Annotated in this window: 15 protein-coding genes; 3 read left to right on the top strand and 12 right to left on the bottom strand. The window is 44.2% G+C overall.

The genetic code is table 11. The annotated features are described in order from the left end of the window. Positions 1–81: 81 nt before the first annotated feature. From cypB to UJ203_RS01960, 7 genes are all read right to left on the bottom strand, one after another. Positions 82–3,246, bottom strand: a complete 3,165-nt coding sequence (gene cypB, locus UJ203_RS01990) for a bifunctional cytochrome P450/NADPH--P450 reductase CypB (RefSeq protein WP_322008490.1) — start codon at positions 3,244–3,246, stop codon at positions 82–84. 16 nt (positions 3,247–3,262) lie between these two features. After that, entirely contained in the window at positions 3,263–3,853 is a 591-nt protein-coding gene (locus UJ203_RS01985; protein WP_024122281.1) for a TetR/AcrR family transcriptional regulator, read from the bottom strand. A 222-nt stretch (positions 3,854–4,075) separates the two neighbouring features. Next, positions 4,076–4,624: a class I SAM-dependent methyltransferase gene (locus UJ203_RS01980; protein WP_103672579.1), complete on the bottom strand. Its 549-nt coding sequence runs from the start codon at positions 4,622–4,624 to the stop codon at positions 4,076–4,078. A 188-nt stretch (positions 4,625–4,812) separates the two neighbouring features. Further along, complete coding sequence (locus UJ203_RS01975; RefSeq protein WP_125825436.1) at positions 4,813–4,971, bottom strand: hypothetical protein; 159 nt, start codon at positions 4,969–4,971, stop codon at positions 4,813–4,815. 166 nt (positions 4,972–5,137) lie between these two features. After that, on the bottom strand, positions 5,138–5,287 hold the full coding sequence (locus tag UJ203_RS01970; RefSeq protein ID WP_024122284.1) for a YrzI family small protein: 150 nt from the start codon (positions 5,285–5,287) through the stop codon (positions 5,138–5,140). Between the two features lie 392 nt (positions 5,288–5,679). Continuing rightward, on the bottom strand, positions 5,680–6,480 hold the full coding sequence (locus UJ203_RS01965) for a formate/nitrite transporter family protein (RefSeq protein ID WP_322008489.1): 801 nt from the start codon (positions 6,478–6,480) through the stop codon (positions 5,680–5,682). Between the two features lie 264 nt (positions 6,481–6,744). Beyond that, positions 6,745–7,113: a DUF2294 domain-containing protein gene (locus tag UJ203_RS01960; RefSeq protein WP_024122287.1), complete on the bottom strand. Its 369-nt coding sequence runs from the start codon at positions 7,111–7,113 to the stop codon at positions 6,745–6,747. A gap of 315 nt (positions 7,114–7,428) precedes the next feature. Between UJ203_RS01960 and fdhF the strand changes: the two genes are divergently transcribed. Beyond that, positions 7,429–10,371, top strand: a complete 2,943-nt coding sequence (fdhF, locus tag UJ203_RS01955) for a formate dehydrogenase subunit alpha (RefSeq protein WP_106022556.1) — start codon at positions 7,429–7,431, stop codon at positions 10,369–10,371. Positions 10,372–10,390: 19 nt separating this feature from the next. Further along, positions 10,391–10,873 (top strand): DUF1641 domain-containing protein, encoded by a 483-nt coding sequence (locus UJ203_RS01950; RefSeq protein WP_010335090.1) that lies wholly within the window; start codon positions 10,391–10,393, stop codon positions 10,871–10,873. 32 nt (positions 10,874–10,905) lie between these two features. On the opposite strand, the gene UJ203_RS01945 is transcribed toward UJ203_RS01950, so the two are convergent. The 5 genes from UJ203_RS01945 to UJ203_RS01925 form a co-directional block, all read right to left on the bottom strand. After that, complete coding sequence (locus UJ203_RS01945) at positions 10,906–11,136, bottom strand: YrhC family protein (protein WP_010335091.1); 231 nt, start codon at positions 11,134–11,136, stop codon at positions 10,906–10,908. 84 nt (positions 11,137–11,220) lie between these two features. Continuing rightward, complete coding sequence (locus tag UJ203_RS01940) at positions 11,221–12,360, bottom strand: bifunctional cystathionine gamma-lyase/homocysteine desulfhydrase (RefSeq protein ID WP_284559400.1); 1,140 nt, start codon at positions 12,358–12,360, stop codon at positions 11,221–11,223. Between the two features lies 1 nt (position 12,361). Continuing rightward, positions 12,362–13,285 (bottom strand): O-acetylserine dependent cystathionine beta-synthase, encoded by a 924-nt coding sequence (locus tag UJ203_RS01935; RefSeq protein ID WP_202853639.1) that lies wholly within the window; start codon positions 13,283–13,285, stop codon positions 12,362–12,364. Between the two features lie 61 nt (positions 13,286–13,346). Continuing rightward, the gene (gene mtnN, locus UJ203_RS01930) at positions 13,347–14,042 is read right to left on the bottom strand and encodes a 5'-methylthioadenosine/S-adenosylhomocysteine nucleosidase (protein WP_044154338.1); all 696 of its coding nucleotides are present in this window, start codon (positions 14,040–14,042) and stop codon (positions 13,347–13,349) included. A gap of 20 nt (positions 14,043–14,062) precedes the next feature. After that, positions 14,063–14,704, bottom strand: a complete 642-nt coding sequence (locus UJ203_RS01925) for a class I SAM-dependent methyltransferase (RefSeq protein WP_322008488.1) — start codon at positions 14,702–14,704, stop codon at positions 14,063–14,065. Between the two features lie 192 nt (positions 14,705–14,896). Between UJ203_RS01925 and UJ203_RS01920 the strand changes: the two genes are divergently transcribed. After that, positions 14,897–15,100 (top strand): YrzA family protein, encoded by a 204-nt coding sequence (locus UJ203_RS01920; RefSeq protein ID WP_024122294.1) that lies wholly within the window; start codon positions 14,897–14,899, stop codon positions 15,098–15,100. The last annotated feature ends 7 nt before the right edge of the window (positions 15,101–15,107 follow it).

Below are 15,107 nucleotides of genomic sequence, written 5' to 3'. Positions count from 1 at the left end.
TCCTTTTCAGTAGATTTCAATATCGTGCCGGTTTTCACATGCTAAAGCAATCCCGCCATCTCTGGCGGGATTTATTTTTACTTACATTCCAGTCCATACATCTTTTACATAACGTTTTTGATCTTGCAGCTTCTTCAGCCATTCTGCTGACGCTTCCTGACTTGCTCCTTTGCCAGCTTCATAAGCCGCACGCAGTGTGTTCTCTACTTCAGGAGCCATTTGTGCACCATCGCCGCATATATAAACGTGCGCACCTTTTTCGATCAGTGAAATTAATTTCTGTGCATCTTGTTTTAGCAAGTGCTGAACATATACTTTTGGTTCGTCTTCCATTCGTGAATAGCATCGATGGACTGTTACCAAATCGGCTTTTTCCGCCTTATCAAGCTCTTCTTTATAAAGATCGTCATGATCAGGACGCCGGCATCCGAAGTATAAATGAGCTTCGCCAAGCGCACTTCCTTCCTTCTTCAGAACGGATCTGGCCTGGATGAAACCTCTGAATGGCGCAATTCCTGTACCCGGTCCCACCATAATCAGCGGGGTTTGGGGATCATCAGGCAGCTGGAACCCAGATTGCGGCGTCCGAATGAAACAGGCAACCGTATCACCTTGACGGAGTCCGGCTAAGTAATTGGATGCAACACCCTTGTATTCCCCGCGTCCGCTCCAAGCTGAAGCCTTTACAACTCTCACCGTCATACTGACCCTATTTGCTTTGACCTTCGGTGAGCTTGAAATTGAATAATATCTTGGCTTTAGTGATGGCAAAAGCTCTAAAAACCGTTCAAACGGCATTTCACAGGCCGGATAGTCCTCTAACAGATCCAGCATTGTCACACGTTTTGTCAGAACATGTTCCTTGTACATTTCATCACTCGATACAAGTAATTCCAGCTCTTTTTTATGAGGCGGGCATACTGTATATGAAGCCAGCTCACGAAGCTGAAGCCTTGAAGCAGAATCCTGCAGCTCTACGTAGGATGATAATAACTCCGTCACTCTGATCGGCCGATCCAGCGGAAGGTGAGCCATATGCGGGCTGCCGTTCATTTTTATCACAGCTTGCGGCTGCAAATCGAATCGGTTGAGAACCCGTTGAACCAGATCTTGGCTGTTTTTCGGCAATATTCCGATGTGGTCGCCCTCTTTATACGTTTTTGAGTCAGGGAGCTCCAATTCTATATGACGCGTCGAACGCAAACTGCTTGCTGTCTGAAGCTCACGGTTTTCAAGAACGATACCTTCAAACGCGCCATACGCTTTAGCAAGCGGTGTCTCTGTTGCTTCACTGAGGAATGTAATGGATAGTGACGGCTTCGTTTCTTTCTCGGTTATTTCATTTACATGAAAGGCTTCCATTGTTTCCTTCCAAAAGCGGTTCTCCCAAGACTCGCGATGGCTTTCAAAGTCATCGGCCGCATCGCCTTCCCCAATGGATGTCAATCGTGATGCTCCTTTTGATGCCATCATGTCATCGATAAGGCGAGGAATTCGCTGATACGTGCTGGCCCAGCTCCGGTTTCCGCAGCCGAATACCGCATAGGAAACATCCTTTAATTGACCTTCCTCCAACTCTCCCAGCCACTCGACAAAGCCAGCAGCATTATCAGGCGGCGCTCCGTTATATGAGGCAGTCACAATGACAACAGCGCCTTGGTCGGGGAGTTTTCCAATGTAATCATCAAGAGGTGCAGTTTCCGCTGTAAAGCCGAGCCGGCGCCCGTAAGCTGCCAATTCACCTGCCATGCCTTCTGCGGTGCCGAGGTTTGAACCGTAAAGAACGAGTAAAGGAGTGCCGTGTTTAGGTTTTGTCTCGTTTTCCTTCGTTTCGTGCGCGGTGCCAGTCTGTTCTTTTTTCTGAACATTCATTTGGACCGGTTTCCTTGGTTTCACTGTAATTTTAAAATCATCCGGTTTAATTGTTAATGCCTCTTTGATTTTGAGCTCGTAACCAGTGTGATTCATCAATTCAAAGTGCTTTAACACCAGTCCGAGAACCATTGTCGCTTCTTGAAGCGCAAACTGCATCCCGATACACGCCCGCTGGCCGTTTCCAAACGGTTTATACGCATGGTGAGGAATATTCTCAGGGTTTTCAAACCGTTCCGGACGAAAATCTTCTGCATCTTCACCCCAAGCGTTTTGATCTCTGTGAAGTTTTGGGATCAAGACGGAGACGGGCTGTCCTTTACTGATAGGGTATTCGCCGCCTAAAACTGTATCCTCCTTGGCATAAAGAGAAAAAGCGGGCGCTGTCGGATACAGCCTAAGCGTTTCATTGAGAACCATCCGAACATATTTCAGCTGCTGAATGTGTTTATATTCAGGCGTGTCTTCCGTTAACACGCGATCGGCTTCCTCTTGAGCTTTTTTAAGTTTTTCCGGATGTTTAAGCAGACAGTAAATCGCAAAGGAAAGCAAGCCGCTCGTTGTTTCATGGCCTGCGATTAAAAACGTGATGATTTGATATCTGATGTTTTCATCATCCAGTGTCTCACCCGTTACAGGATCTTTCGCATAAAGCATGAGCGATAACAGATCCTTAATGTTTTGGTCCGGGTTTGCTTTTCGCTCTGCTATAATTCTGTCAACCAGCGAATTCATCACTTCGATATCCTTTTGGAACTGCTGTCTCGTTTTGACCATCATTTTATCCTGCAGGCCCAGTCTTTTTGTTTGATTCATTCCTTCTTTTAAAGCCCGGAGCATGCTGGTGATAAACGGATGCTGCGTATCACGGTAAAAGCTGTTAAACCGATAGTTAAATCCGCATAACCCGATGGTATCAAGCGTCAGCCGTGTCATATCGTCCGCCACGTCAATTTCTTCATTTGGATTCAGCCGGCTCCATTTTTGAATCAGCTGTGTCGCGATATCCAGCATCATAGAATGATAGCCTTTCATTGCTTTTTGACTGAAGCTCGGCAGCAGAATACGATGGGCTTTCTGCCAATTCGGCTCGTGCGTCCAGCTAGTAAACAACCCGTCTCCTCCGAACTCACGCACTTTCAGCAAGCCTTTTCCAAGGTTTTTGTCAAATCGGCTCTCGTCACACACTTCAGCAACGAGTTCATGGCCTGATACGAAAACGCCGGATACACCAGGAAAATCGAAACGGAAAATCGGCCCTAACTCATCAGCAATCCGCCATAAGGATTGGGAAAGCTGTTCCTTTTCCAAATGCGGGAGGTTTTTTAAAGGTCCGTATGTTTTCGGCTGAGGTATTGCACTTGCCTGTTTCATAAACATCTTCCTTTCTTTATTCTTCTGAAGTCAATGAATGAAGTTTAATCGCGTCCCAGCAGCATTGCTCCAATTCAGAAATCAAATCAGCATTCATCTCTATATCACCTTGTTGCACAAGCTGATACAACTTGAGAAATGCGCCTAATACAATCGCAATTAATACATTGGAGGGCAAGGAGCGGATCACTCCTTCTGTTTTTCCCTTGTTAAAAAAATCGTCAAGCATTTGAGTCAGGTTTTCTATCATTTTTTTGCTTGTTTCATTTAAATAGTGAGCATCCTTTTTCGTTTCAAGGAAAAAAAGCGCGTAGTCGCTCTCCTTCGTAAATTGAACGAGACAGCAAAATATGTGGCGAAAGCCCTCTCTGACAGGCATTTCAGAATAATTTCGCTTTACCTTTTCTGAAAAACGTTGAATGCTTTCTTGAAACAAAACATTGACGAGTGTTTCTTTGCTGTCAAAGTAGCGATAAATTGTGCCTGTACCCACTTCAGCTCTTTTTGCTATCATTGGGATGGTGGTGGCATCAAATCCTCTTTCCGTAAAAAGCGAAAGCGATGCCTTCATGATCAAATCGTATTTACTGATAAGTGCGGATGCCATGTAAACTTAAAACCTCCGATTCATTTAGGAATGAACATTCATTCCGGTTGTTCATAAATGATATCCACTCTGTCTCAAATCACCTCTTACCCATTCTTATGTTTATAGTTTATATGAAAAAAACTTTTTTTAATATAAATGCTATGCAAAAAATATAAAATTAAGAAAATATACCCAAATCCCTGAATGTCAGAAGTCTGGATATATTTCCCGAGAAATTTTTTATTTAACAGCGACAATACAAAGACACGAATCGCGTCTGATGACAGAAATGTCTCTAAAATGCTGATCTTGCAGCAATTGAATATATTTTTTCTCGTTTTTTTCTGCATTGTTATCAATACTGATGTAAAATCGGCCGTCAATTTGAAGCACTCGATAAATCTCTCTTAATGCGAGCCTGACATCAGTACAAGCCTGAACCGTATGTAAAGAAAATACTTTATTGAAGGTACGGTCTTCAAAGGGGATCCTTTCCGGATGACCATGGAAAATGCCCCCTTGATCTGTTTTCTTTTGCTTTTGGATTGCACGAGATACCTGTCTTACTTTTCGCTTAGAAGAGTCGATGCTTTTTATGCTTCCCTTTTCAAGTTTTCCCGTTATTGTCTTAAAGACAGAGCCGTTTCCGGTTCCAATTTCTAAAATTCTGTCATTTTCTTGTATGTCTATAGAATCAATCATCATATGCTCAATTATTTTAGTTTGCTTATATTTCCCAGAAAATAATTTCAATAGGTTCGCTCGTTTATAAAGTTTGTTTTCTAGCATTTTAAACACCTGCTTTTGGTTTCCTGTGCTTATTTATTATATTGAAAAAATAAACATTGCTTCATTTCTTATACAGAATGAAGATATCAACTAGACGGCAATGTGTTTAGAAATGTTTCAACAGAACTGAACATTTTCATTTTTTCCCGCAAAAAAAGGCAGAAAACAAAATGTTTTCCGCCCGCTTTTTAATGCCAATGATATGGGAACATATACAGCCTTTGCTGCTGCATCGCCGCCAGTCTCTGCTGACGGAATGGATTGCCATAGCCGTGTTTGAAGGAATGCGGCATGGATGCATAACCATGACCTATCGACGGCAGCCTTTTTTGTTGAAAGTTCATCATGCCATCACCTGCCCTTACATAAAGTGCTGCTTTTTTTATGATATGCAGGACGGCATTTCCTTGACAGCTTCATTCGCTACACTTGGTCCTTCTCCATCGTATAATGCATCAATAGTTCCATTTTAAGCATTTGTCATCTCTCCCTTCTGTATTTTGTTTCCTTTTATTAGCGCCAGTTTGTCAAATAAAGATGTTTCAGCTGAGATTCTTTCATTTCATCATAAATCTGCTCGATCTGCTGTTCTTGTTCGAACTCTTCCGGGCTTTTAAACCGCTTGTTAATCGTTAAAGTCAAAAAGAATAGGTTAATCGTCATATCGCTCACCCCCTTTCAAAGTCCCAAGCGGAATAACCCGCGGCATCTCCCTGCTGCGGGCACATAAAAACCGCAGACAAAAGAAGACACCCATGTCTCTACTGCCTGCGGGGAGTTGCGTATGTCCGACGATTCCGAATTTAATGCGTGCGATAAGCATCGGTTAAGGAAGGACACGGACTCTTCCACAGGCTGAATAAACCATTATAAATTCCTTGTACATTGCGTGAGCCACTAACTGGTCTGCGTCGTTGTCGCATTGTCATTTTGATTCAGCCTCCTTTGCTTTTTTTCTTACTTTGTAAGTATATCCACCAAATTCCATTTTGTAAACATCTTTTTCTAAAAATGGACGTAAATTGTGTGATTCATCGACTGTCTTTGTCCCTTGTTTATGATACCTGTTTCATTTCTTTTCTGGAGCGGTCTTTCTTGTGATATGCGATAAAATAGATGAATCCGACAAACACTGCTCCTCCAATAACATTGCCGATAAAAGCCGGAATGAGGTTTACGATAAACTGCCCCCACGTAAACGAGCCTGCAAAAATGGCAGCCGGAATCACAAACATGTTGGCGACAACGTGCTGAAATCCAATTGCCACAAAGGCCATGACAGGGAACCAGATGCCAAAAATTTTCCCTGCGCCATCTTGAGCACCGAAGGAAAGCCAAACTGCAAGACACACCAGCCAGTTACAGCCGATGCCGGAAACGAGAACCTTGCCAAAGCTCATATCAAGCTTGCCTTGCGCGACAGCGATCGTCTTTTCCAAATATGGCCCCGTTTCGGTTAAGCCGACAAGATGTCCGAAAAAGTAAGCAACAAACAAAGCGCCGATCAGATTCATAATGGTGACGATCACCCAATTAACCGCCAATTCCTTTAGTGATATTTTTCTCGAAAATAACGCCATTGCCACTGACATCATATTTCCTGTAATCAGTTCAGCCCCTGCAAGAACCACAAGTATCAGTCCTACAGGAAATACCGCAGCCCCGATAAAACTGGACAGGCTACCCCATTCTTTCGGAAGATCGCCGATCACCCTGATATCAAGCAAATAACCGAGTGCGATAAAAGCACCGCCTAAAAAACCCAGCACCAAGAGAGACAGCAGCGGAAGCTTTACTTTTTTCATCCCTGCTTCAATTGCTGCTTCTGCTATTTCATCTGGTTTCCGAAAACCCATACTACATACGCCTCCATTGTTTCTCCATTTTTACAGTTATAAAAGAAAAGCATCAAAAAAGGCAGCACTCAAATAACCTGTATCAATCAGGTGTTTGAATGCTGCCTAACTTGTGTGCATACCCATACAACAACATCAAGCAGAATTAAGATATTGATAGAGAATATATACAGTTCGTGCATACATTCCATTGCTTTTGTCCTTCTATAACTGCAGTAAAAACATCATATCAAATGTGACAATTTTGTGTCAATGGCAAATATGCTAGTTAAAAAGGACTTCTTTTTGGTCGTCAATTTTTCGGTCAAAGACAAAAACAGATACGGCGATATTTTCTTCAATTTTGATATCAGAAAACAAATGAACAAGCTTAGCCCCGATCAGCTCCTCCATTCCTTCCGGCGTTTTTTTAGAGTAAAGGTCTTGAATCAAGCTTGTCCGGGCCGCATGCACCATTTCTCTTCCCTCAGGCGTGCGGGCGATAAACTGCTCGCTCGCGCTCAGGTTGCCGTAGAGCGTCGACACAGCCATATTATCTACAAATACCGTGTGAATCCGTTCAGGTCCTTTGCCGAACAATTCCTTGCGAAGTTTTCGAATAATATCATTGAACTCATGAATTTTCTTTGACATGCTGATTACCCCTTCCGATTTTGCCTTAAAAAAGGCCGTTCCCGGTTCCCCTCAGGACATTTCACTTGGTTAAAATTTTCCTGTCATATTGTATTATAATAAATATCACTTTATAATAAAAGCAGTGTTGATGGATTTGTAATAGGATCTTGTTATGAGTCTATCGGTTTATAAAAATCAAGGATTGGTCTGTTAGTAAGACTTGCTAGTGAACTATTCCGCCATGTGTGTTTACACCTTCTGTGAATGAAAGACAGGTGTATCTATACATGGCTTTTTTGACTTCTTGAAAGAAAGATGGAGGGGAATATGAATATGATGGACGATAAGTCGATCAGTGTCCGCGTTGACGGAACAGAAATTCAAGCACGAGCAGGGGCCACAATTTTAGATATTTTAAATGAAAATGGGATTGAGTATCCGCAAATCTGCCACGTCCCAGAGGTTGATCCGATTCAAACATGCGATACATGCATTGTAGAGGCAGACGGCAAGCTGGTTCGTTCATGCTCTACGGTCGCTGAAAACGGAATGTCAATTGATCTTTCGGGAAATCGGGTGAAAGAGGCACAAACCGAAGCAATGGACCGCCTTCTTGAAAATCATTTGCTGTATTGCACGGTTTGTGATAATAACAATGGGAACTGTACACTGCATAATACAGCGGAAATGATGGGGATCGAGCATCAAAAATACCCTTATACGCCAAAAGAAGATCCTTCTTGTGCGGTTGATATGTCTCACCCGTTTTACCGATATGATCCAAACCAATGCATCGCCTGCGGTCAGTGTGTTGAGGTGTGTCAGAACCTTCAAGTCAATGAGACACTCTCTATCGACTGGGAACGCGAACGTCCGCGGGTTATTTGGGATGAAGGAGTTTCAATTAATGAATCTTCTTGTGTCAGCTGCGGCCAATGTGTCACGGTTTGTCCATGTAATGCACTGATGGAAAAATCAATGCTTGGCCAGGCTGGCTTTATGACGGGCATCAAGCAGGATGTCATGGAACCAATGATTGACCTTGTCAAAAATGTTGAACCGGGGTACAGCAGCATTTTTGCCATTTCTGAAGTTGAAGCGGCAATGCGTGAAACGAGAACGAAAAAAACCAAAACGGTATGTACGTTCTGCGGCGTCGGCTGTTCCTTTGAAGTATGGACAAAAGGCCGGGATATTTTAAAAATCCAGCCTGTTTCGGATGCTCCGGTTAACGCGATTTCTACATGTGTCAAAGGGAAATTCGGCTGGGATTTCGTCAACTCTGAAGAGCGGATTACAAAGCCTTTAATCCGTAAAAACGGGGCTTTTGTTGAATCATCTTGGGAAGAAGCCCTCGATCTAGTCGCAAGCAGATTAGGTGCAATTAAAGAGACATACGGCAAAGGCTCTGTCGGATTCATTTCTTCTTCTAAAATTACGAATGAAGAAAACTATGTCATCCAAAAATTAGCGCGTCAGGTATTTGAAACAAATAACGTCGATAACTGCTCTCGCTACTGTCAGTCTCCTGCTACAGACGGGTTGTTCCGTACGGTCGGCATGGGCGGTGACGCCGGCACGATTAAAGATATTGCCAAGGCCGGACTCGTCATCATCGTCGGCGCCAATCCGGCTGAAGGACATCCGGTGCTTGCAACACGGGTAAAGCGTGCTCACAAGCTCCATGGACAAAAATTGATCGTTGCCGACCTGCGGAAAAATGAGATGGCTGAGCGGTCTGATCTGTTCATCAGTCCTAAACAAGGCACAGACCAAGTATGGCTGATGGCCGTTACGAAATATATGATCGACCAAGGCTGGCATGATCAAGCGTTTATTGATGAGAACGTGAACTACTTTGAAGACTATAAAGAAACACTTAAAACCTATACGCTTGATTATGCGGAACGCATCACAGGCCTCTCAAAAGAAAGCATCATTCAAATTGCCGAGATGATTCGTGATGCTGACGGCACTTGTGTTCTTTGGGGAATGGGTGTTACTCAAAATACGGGCGGCTCTGATACGTCAGCAGCGATTTCGAACCTGCTTCTGGCAACAGGCAACTACCGCCGTCCGGGTGCCGGCGCTTATCCTCTGCGCGGACACAATAACGTTCAAGGCGCTTGCGACATGGGGACATTGCCAGGCTGGCTTCCGGGATATCAGCATATTACAGATGACGAAGCACGCGCCAAATTTGAAAAGGCTTATGGTGTGGAGATTGAAGGAAAACCAGGTTTAGACAATATTCAAATGCTTCATTCCATTGAAGAAGGCAAGATGAAGGCCATGTATCTTGTTGGTGAAGATATGGCACTGGTCGATTCGAATGCGAACCATGTGCATGATATTTTATCAAGCCTTGATTTCTTCGTGGTTCAGGACATTTTCCTGTCGAGAACGGCTCAATATGCCGATGTCGTCTTGCCTGCCACTCCATCTCTTGAGAAAGATGGAACGTTTACCAATACAGAGCGCCGTGTGCAGCGATTGTATCAAGCGCTTCCGACACTTGGAGACGCGAAACCGGACTGGTGGATTATTCAAGAGGTGGCAAACCGCTTAGGAGCCGGATGGAGCTACAGCCATCCAAGCGACATTTTCTCTGAAATGGCGAGTCTTTCTCCTCTGTTTGGAAAAGCCAGCTATGAGGTGCTTGAAGGCTGGAACACCTTCCTATGGGGCAGCTTCACAGGTGAAAGCACGCCGCTTCTGTATGAAGACGGATTTAATTTCCCAGACAAAAAAGCCCGTTTTGCACTGTCTGATTGGACTGAACCTGCCGCTTTCCCTGAAGAATATGATCTTCACATCAATAACGGCCGGATGCTTGAGCATTTCCATGAAGGAAATATGACAAATAAATCGAAAGGCATTCAATCCAAAGTGCCGAATGTATTCGTCGAAGTATCGCCGGAACTTGCACAGGAGCGCGGCATTTGTGATGGTTCACTGGTTCGCCTCGTTTCTCCGTTCGGAGCTGTTAAATTAAATGCGCTCATTACTGACCGTGTGCGAAAAAATGAACTCTACCTGCCGATGAACTCGACAGACAAGGATTCAGCGATTAACTTCCTGACAGGGCCTGCGGCTGATAAACGCACGAACACGCCTGCTTACAAACAGACGAAGGTTCGCATGGAGGTGCTTGGAGGCTGCGAAAGCGCACCGCTTCCTAAAACAAATCCGCGTAACAAGAAACGGAATCCGCAAAACGGCGTCGAGGCAGAAAGAAAATGGAACCGTCCGGGTTATGTCCATTTGACTGATTAAATGAAAGGGGGAAACGAAAATGGCCACTCCGATTACAACGATCAAAAAAGAAACAAAAACAGCGGAGCAAATCAAGCTTGAGAAAATCGAGGAGCTGAAGGAGCTGCTGACAGAAAATGAGGATGCCGTCTCGAAAACGATGACGTTAATGAGTGAACTTAATGAGCTTGGCATCTTTGATGCAGCAGCAAGCATGCTGAGGGCGAAAGAAGACATCGCCAAAATTGCGCTTGGCCAGGTATCTCGCGAGCCTGTCACAAACCTCATCAACACGATGATGGCGGCTGGAGGCGCTTTGACAAAGGCTGATCCTGCGTTTACAGGCAAGCTGTTAGAAAGCGTAATGGCGGGAACCGAACAGGCGCAAAGCTTTTTAAAAGAAGACAAGAAAGTCGGCATTCTCGATCTCTTAAAAGCGATGAACGACCCTGATATTAACAGAGCAGTCGGCTTCGGCCTTCAGTTTTTAAAAGGCATGGGAAAAGAGCTGCGGGAAGAATAACAAAAAAACAGCCATCAGTTGATGGCTGTTTTTTATTCGTCGGCTTCTTCCAAGCGCTTCTTATATACGAGTGAACGGTCGGCGCAAAAGAAAGCGCCGGCTAAAAATACGCAATCCGTCATAAACATAACTGATTTCTGGCCTAACGTTAAGCCCTGATCAGGAAGAACCGCGCCTATATATAAAAAAGTGCTGACTGCAAGCAAGGTAAAAGCGAAATGCTTGTAGTCTTCTTTTAATGATTTCATTCTATTCTTCTTCATAAAAGAATCACCTGCCAGATTCATAGTATACGACTATTATAATATACTCTGGCAGCTTACAGAGAAAGTAAATCTATCCATTTGTTATAAAATGTTAAGAGCCTGCTCGATATCTTCCAGCAAATCCTCCCCATCCTCTATTCCCACAGAGATTCTGATCAAGCCGTCTGTAATGCCGAGTTCAAGCCGGCGCTCTCGCGGAATAGAGGCATGTGTCATTCTAGCCGGAACAGAAATTAAGCTTTCTACAGCGCCCAGGCTTTCCGCAATTGTAAACAGCTCAAGTTTGCCTAAAAAGGCATCCACTCGCTCTTCACTGCCAATATCAAAGGAGATCATGCCTCCAAAGCCTGATCCTTGAGATTTCGCAAGCTCATGTCCCGGATGGTTTGGAGAACCAGGGTAATATAACGTTTGAACAGCAGGATGTTGCTCAAGAAAGCTCGCGATTTTCCGCGCGTTTTGATCGATTGCTTCCATTCTGAGCCCCAGTGTTTTGATCCCTCTCATTAACAGCCATGAATCCTGAGGCCCGAGCACGCCGCCTGTTGAGTTTTGCACAAAATGCAGCTCTTCTCCAAGCTCTTTCGAAGCTGTAATAACTAAACCGCCGACAACATCACTGTGTCCGCCGAGATATTTAGTCGCACTGTGAAGCACGATATCAGCGCCTAAAGTAAGCGGCTGCTGAAAATATGGTGTATTAAAGGTGTTGTCTACGATTAGAAGAACGCCCGCTTTTTTCGCAATATCTGCCATCAGTGATAGATCGGTGATTTTGAGAAGCGGATTTGTTGGTGTCTCAATATAAATTGCCTTTGTATTGGGACGAATCGCTTTTTCGACTTCTTCTCTGCTGCTTGTATCCACAAAAGTTGATTCAATGCCGAGACGGTTAAGCACCTTTGTCATCACTCGATATGTCCCGCCGTACACGTCATCAGTCAAAACAACATGGTCTCCGCTGTTAAACAGCATCATAACAGCTGTAATTGCAGCCATTCCTGAGCTGAACGCATAACCTGCTTCCCCGGCTTCGAGCTCTGTCACAAGCGTTTCCAGTGCAGTTCTTGTCGGGTTGGCCGTTCTTGAATATTCATAGCCGGTATGCTGGCCTGCTTTCGGCTGCTTGTACGTGCTCACTTGATATATCGGAACGGAAACAGCTCCTGTTTTCTCATCACCTGTGATCCCGCCATGTACCATCAATGTTTTTTTCTTCATATCAGATGCCTCCTTCGTATATATGTTTGCTGATATACCGATCACTGCTGTCTGGGAATACTGTGACAATATTTGTTCCGGCAGACGATTTTTTCGCTTCCTCCAATGCCGCATAAAGCGCTGCACCCGAAGAGCTTCCGATCAGCAGGCCCTCTTTTTCAGCCGCTTCTTTAACAAGTCTAAAAGCATTCTCATCTGTTACCGTATATATTGCATCAAAATGGCTTTCATCCATATAGTCAGGGATAAACTCCATGCCGATCCCTTCTGTTTTATGAGCATGAGGCTCTCCGCCGTTTAATATGGAGCCTTCCGGTTCGACAATTACTGTTTTGACTGCGGGATGTTTTTCTTTTAAGAAGGATGCTGTTCCCGCGAATGTGCCTCCTGATCCTGCCCCCGCGACAAACGTATGAATCTTGCCGTCAAGCGCTTTCCATATTTCAGGCCCAAGAGTCTTATAGTAAGTCGATGGATTTACTTGGTTTTTAAATTGCAAAACACAATAGGAATTATCAATTTCCCTCTCCAGCTGTATCGCTTTTCGAATGGCTCCCTGCATTCCGTCTTTACGCGGCGTATGCACGATTGACGCTCCTAGCGCCTGCATAATTTGCTGCTTTTCTTTGCTGAAATGTTCCGGAACACAGAAAATGGCTTTTAAACCATGTTTTCTGGCGTTAAGGGCAAGTCCGATACCTGTATTTCCGGCCGTTGCCTCTATAATGACTCCCCCGGGCTTTACTTTGCCTGAATCCAGGGCGTCACGAATCAGCATATCTCCCAGTCTGTCTTTTATGCTTCCGCCAGGGTTCATCATTTCCAGCTTGGCATATACAGCCACTCCTTCAGGAATATCAAAATTCTTCAAGCGGAGAAGCGGTGTATTCCCAATCAGCTCGGTAATGTCCGTAATAACTGTCATATATGTCCTCCTCCTTGATAGAGGTTGTTTTAGGGAAAACGGAGGAGAACACTCCCCCGTTTTAATGAATTCGTTTGATCACTTTTAACACAAGCTCTGTTGAGTGAACAGCGGCCTGCTCTAAAAATTGGTCAAATGATACATGTGATTCTTTTCCTGCGATATCAGATAATGCTCTGATCACAACAAACGGCGTTTTAAACTGGTGGCACACTTGAGCGACTGCCGCTGCCTCCATTTCTACCGCATACAGATCAGAAAATCTCGCACGCACCTCTTCGACCCGCTTCGGATCATTCATAAAGGAATCGCCTGTTGCGATCGTTCCTTTTGCAACTTGAATGCCGTCAAGCTCAGAAATCGCTTCTTCAGTAATGCTGATCAGCGTTTCATCTGCGGCGTAAGCAGCCGGAAGGCCTGGCACCTGTCCGTATTCATAATCAAAGGCTGTTACATCTACATCATGATGGCGAACGTCAGTAGAAATGACGACGTCTCCCACATTCAGTGTATGATGAAATCCGCCAGCTGAGCCTGTGTTAATCACATAATCAGGCTTGTAGCGATCAAGCAGAAGTGTCGTGCTGATCGCAGCATTCACTTTTCCGATTCCTGATTTTAAAAGAATGACTTCAGTTCCTTCATATTGGCCTGTTGTAAATTCACAGTGCGCGATCGTTTCTGTTTTTGCATTTTCCAGTTTGTTTCTTAGGATGGTTACTTCCTCTTCCATTGCTCCGATGACTGCTAGTTTCATCTATACACATTCCCTTCACTTTACCGTTTGATCGCCTCCATTATCCACACGAAGTCGTTTTGCTGAATGAATCGGACTGCAAAACCTTCAGCTGCAAACATCTCTTTCATCGTTTCCAATGTGGGATAATGCTCCGTCTTTAAATCATTCGCCAGCTGATAAAAGCCCTGAGAACGTGCTTTATCAATGGCTTGATTATACGCTTCCTCGTGTTCAAAGACAGTATCGGCAAACACTATTTTATCATGCATGTGAAGGTATTTGCCATATTGCTTTATTGCGGCTCGTTTTTCTTCGTCAGTCAAATGATGAAAAGCATATGAACTGACAATCGTGTCAGCCTGAAATGGCGGTTCAGGGAATGTCAGGAAGTCTCCGTCAACAATTTCCGCCCTGCCGCGGAGCTTGTCAGATGCTAACTTGCGCATCGCCGGAGACGGCTCGACTCCAAATACAGATTTCCCCGCTTCAAGCAGTTTCGCTGTCAAGTTGCCGGTCCCTGGCCCAAATTCTAATACACGAATCCCTGACCGGCTGACAATGGCATTCAAAATATCATCATAGCCTCTGAACGCCTCTTTATACTGAATATCAAAACCTTGAACTGTTTGATCGTAAGTTGCGGCCCAATCCTCAAAAAGAGGGATAAATTCACGTCCCATAGTTGTCACACTCCATATTTTATAATTCCTATAAGCATACTATGAATTAATGATGGAACAGTTCCTATCTTACCATATCTTCTTGAAAGTAGGTACTAAAACACTTTGTGTTTTTTATCCAGTCATATATTGCGCGTAGAGCGTAAAAAGGCTTATACTTCATATGACTTGTAAAGGCGGAGGGGTCGAAAGATGAATTTTCAATTAGATCTGATTAAAGACAAAGTAGAATTTTTCGAAGCGGCATCATTGCAGGAGCTTGAAAAGAAAATCAACACACAAATTGAAAACAATAAAGCAATCATGCTGCGTGTGAAATCTGTCTCGCATCAAACAGCTGTGGCAGACGGAAAATTTTTTTACAGCGCCGTTGTTCATTTTGCAGCTGAGGTGTAAAACAAAA

The organism is Bacillus sp. V26 (assembly GCF_034296245.1).
Lineage (GTDB): Bacteria > Bacillota > Bacilli > Bacillales > Bacillaceae > Bacillus > Bacillus halotolerans.
This window is presented reverse-complemented; position numbering and strand designations above follow the sequence as displayed.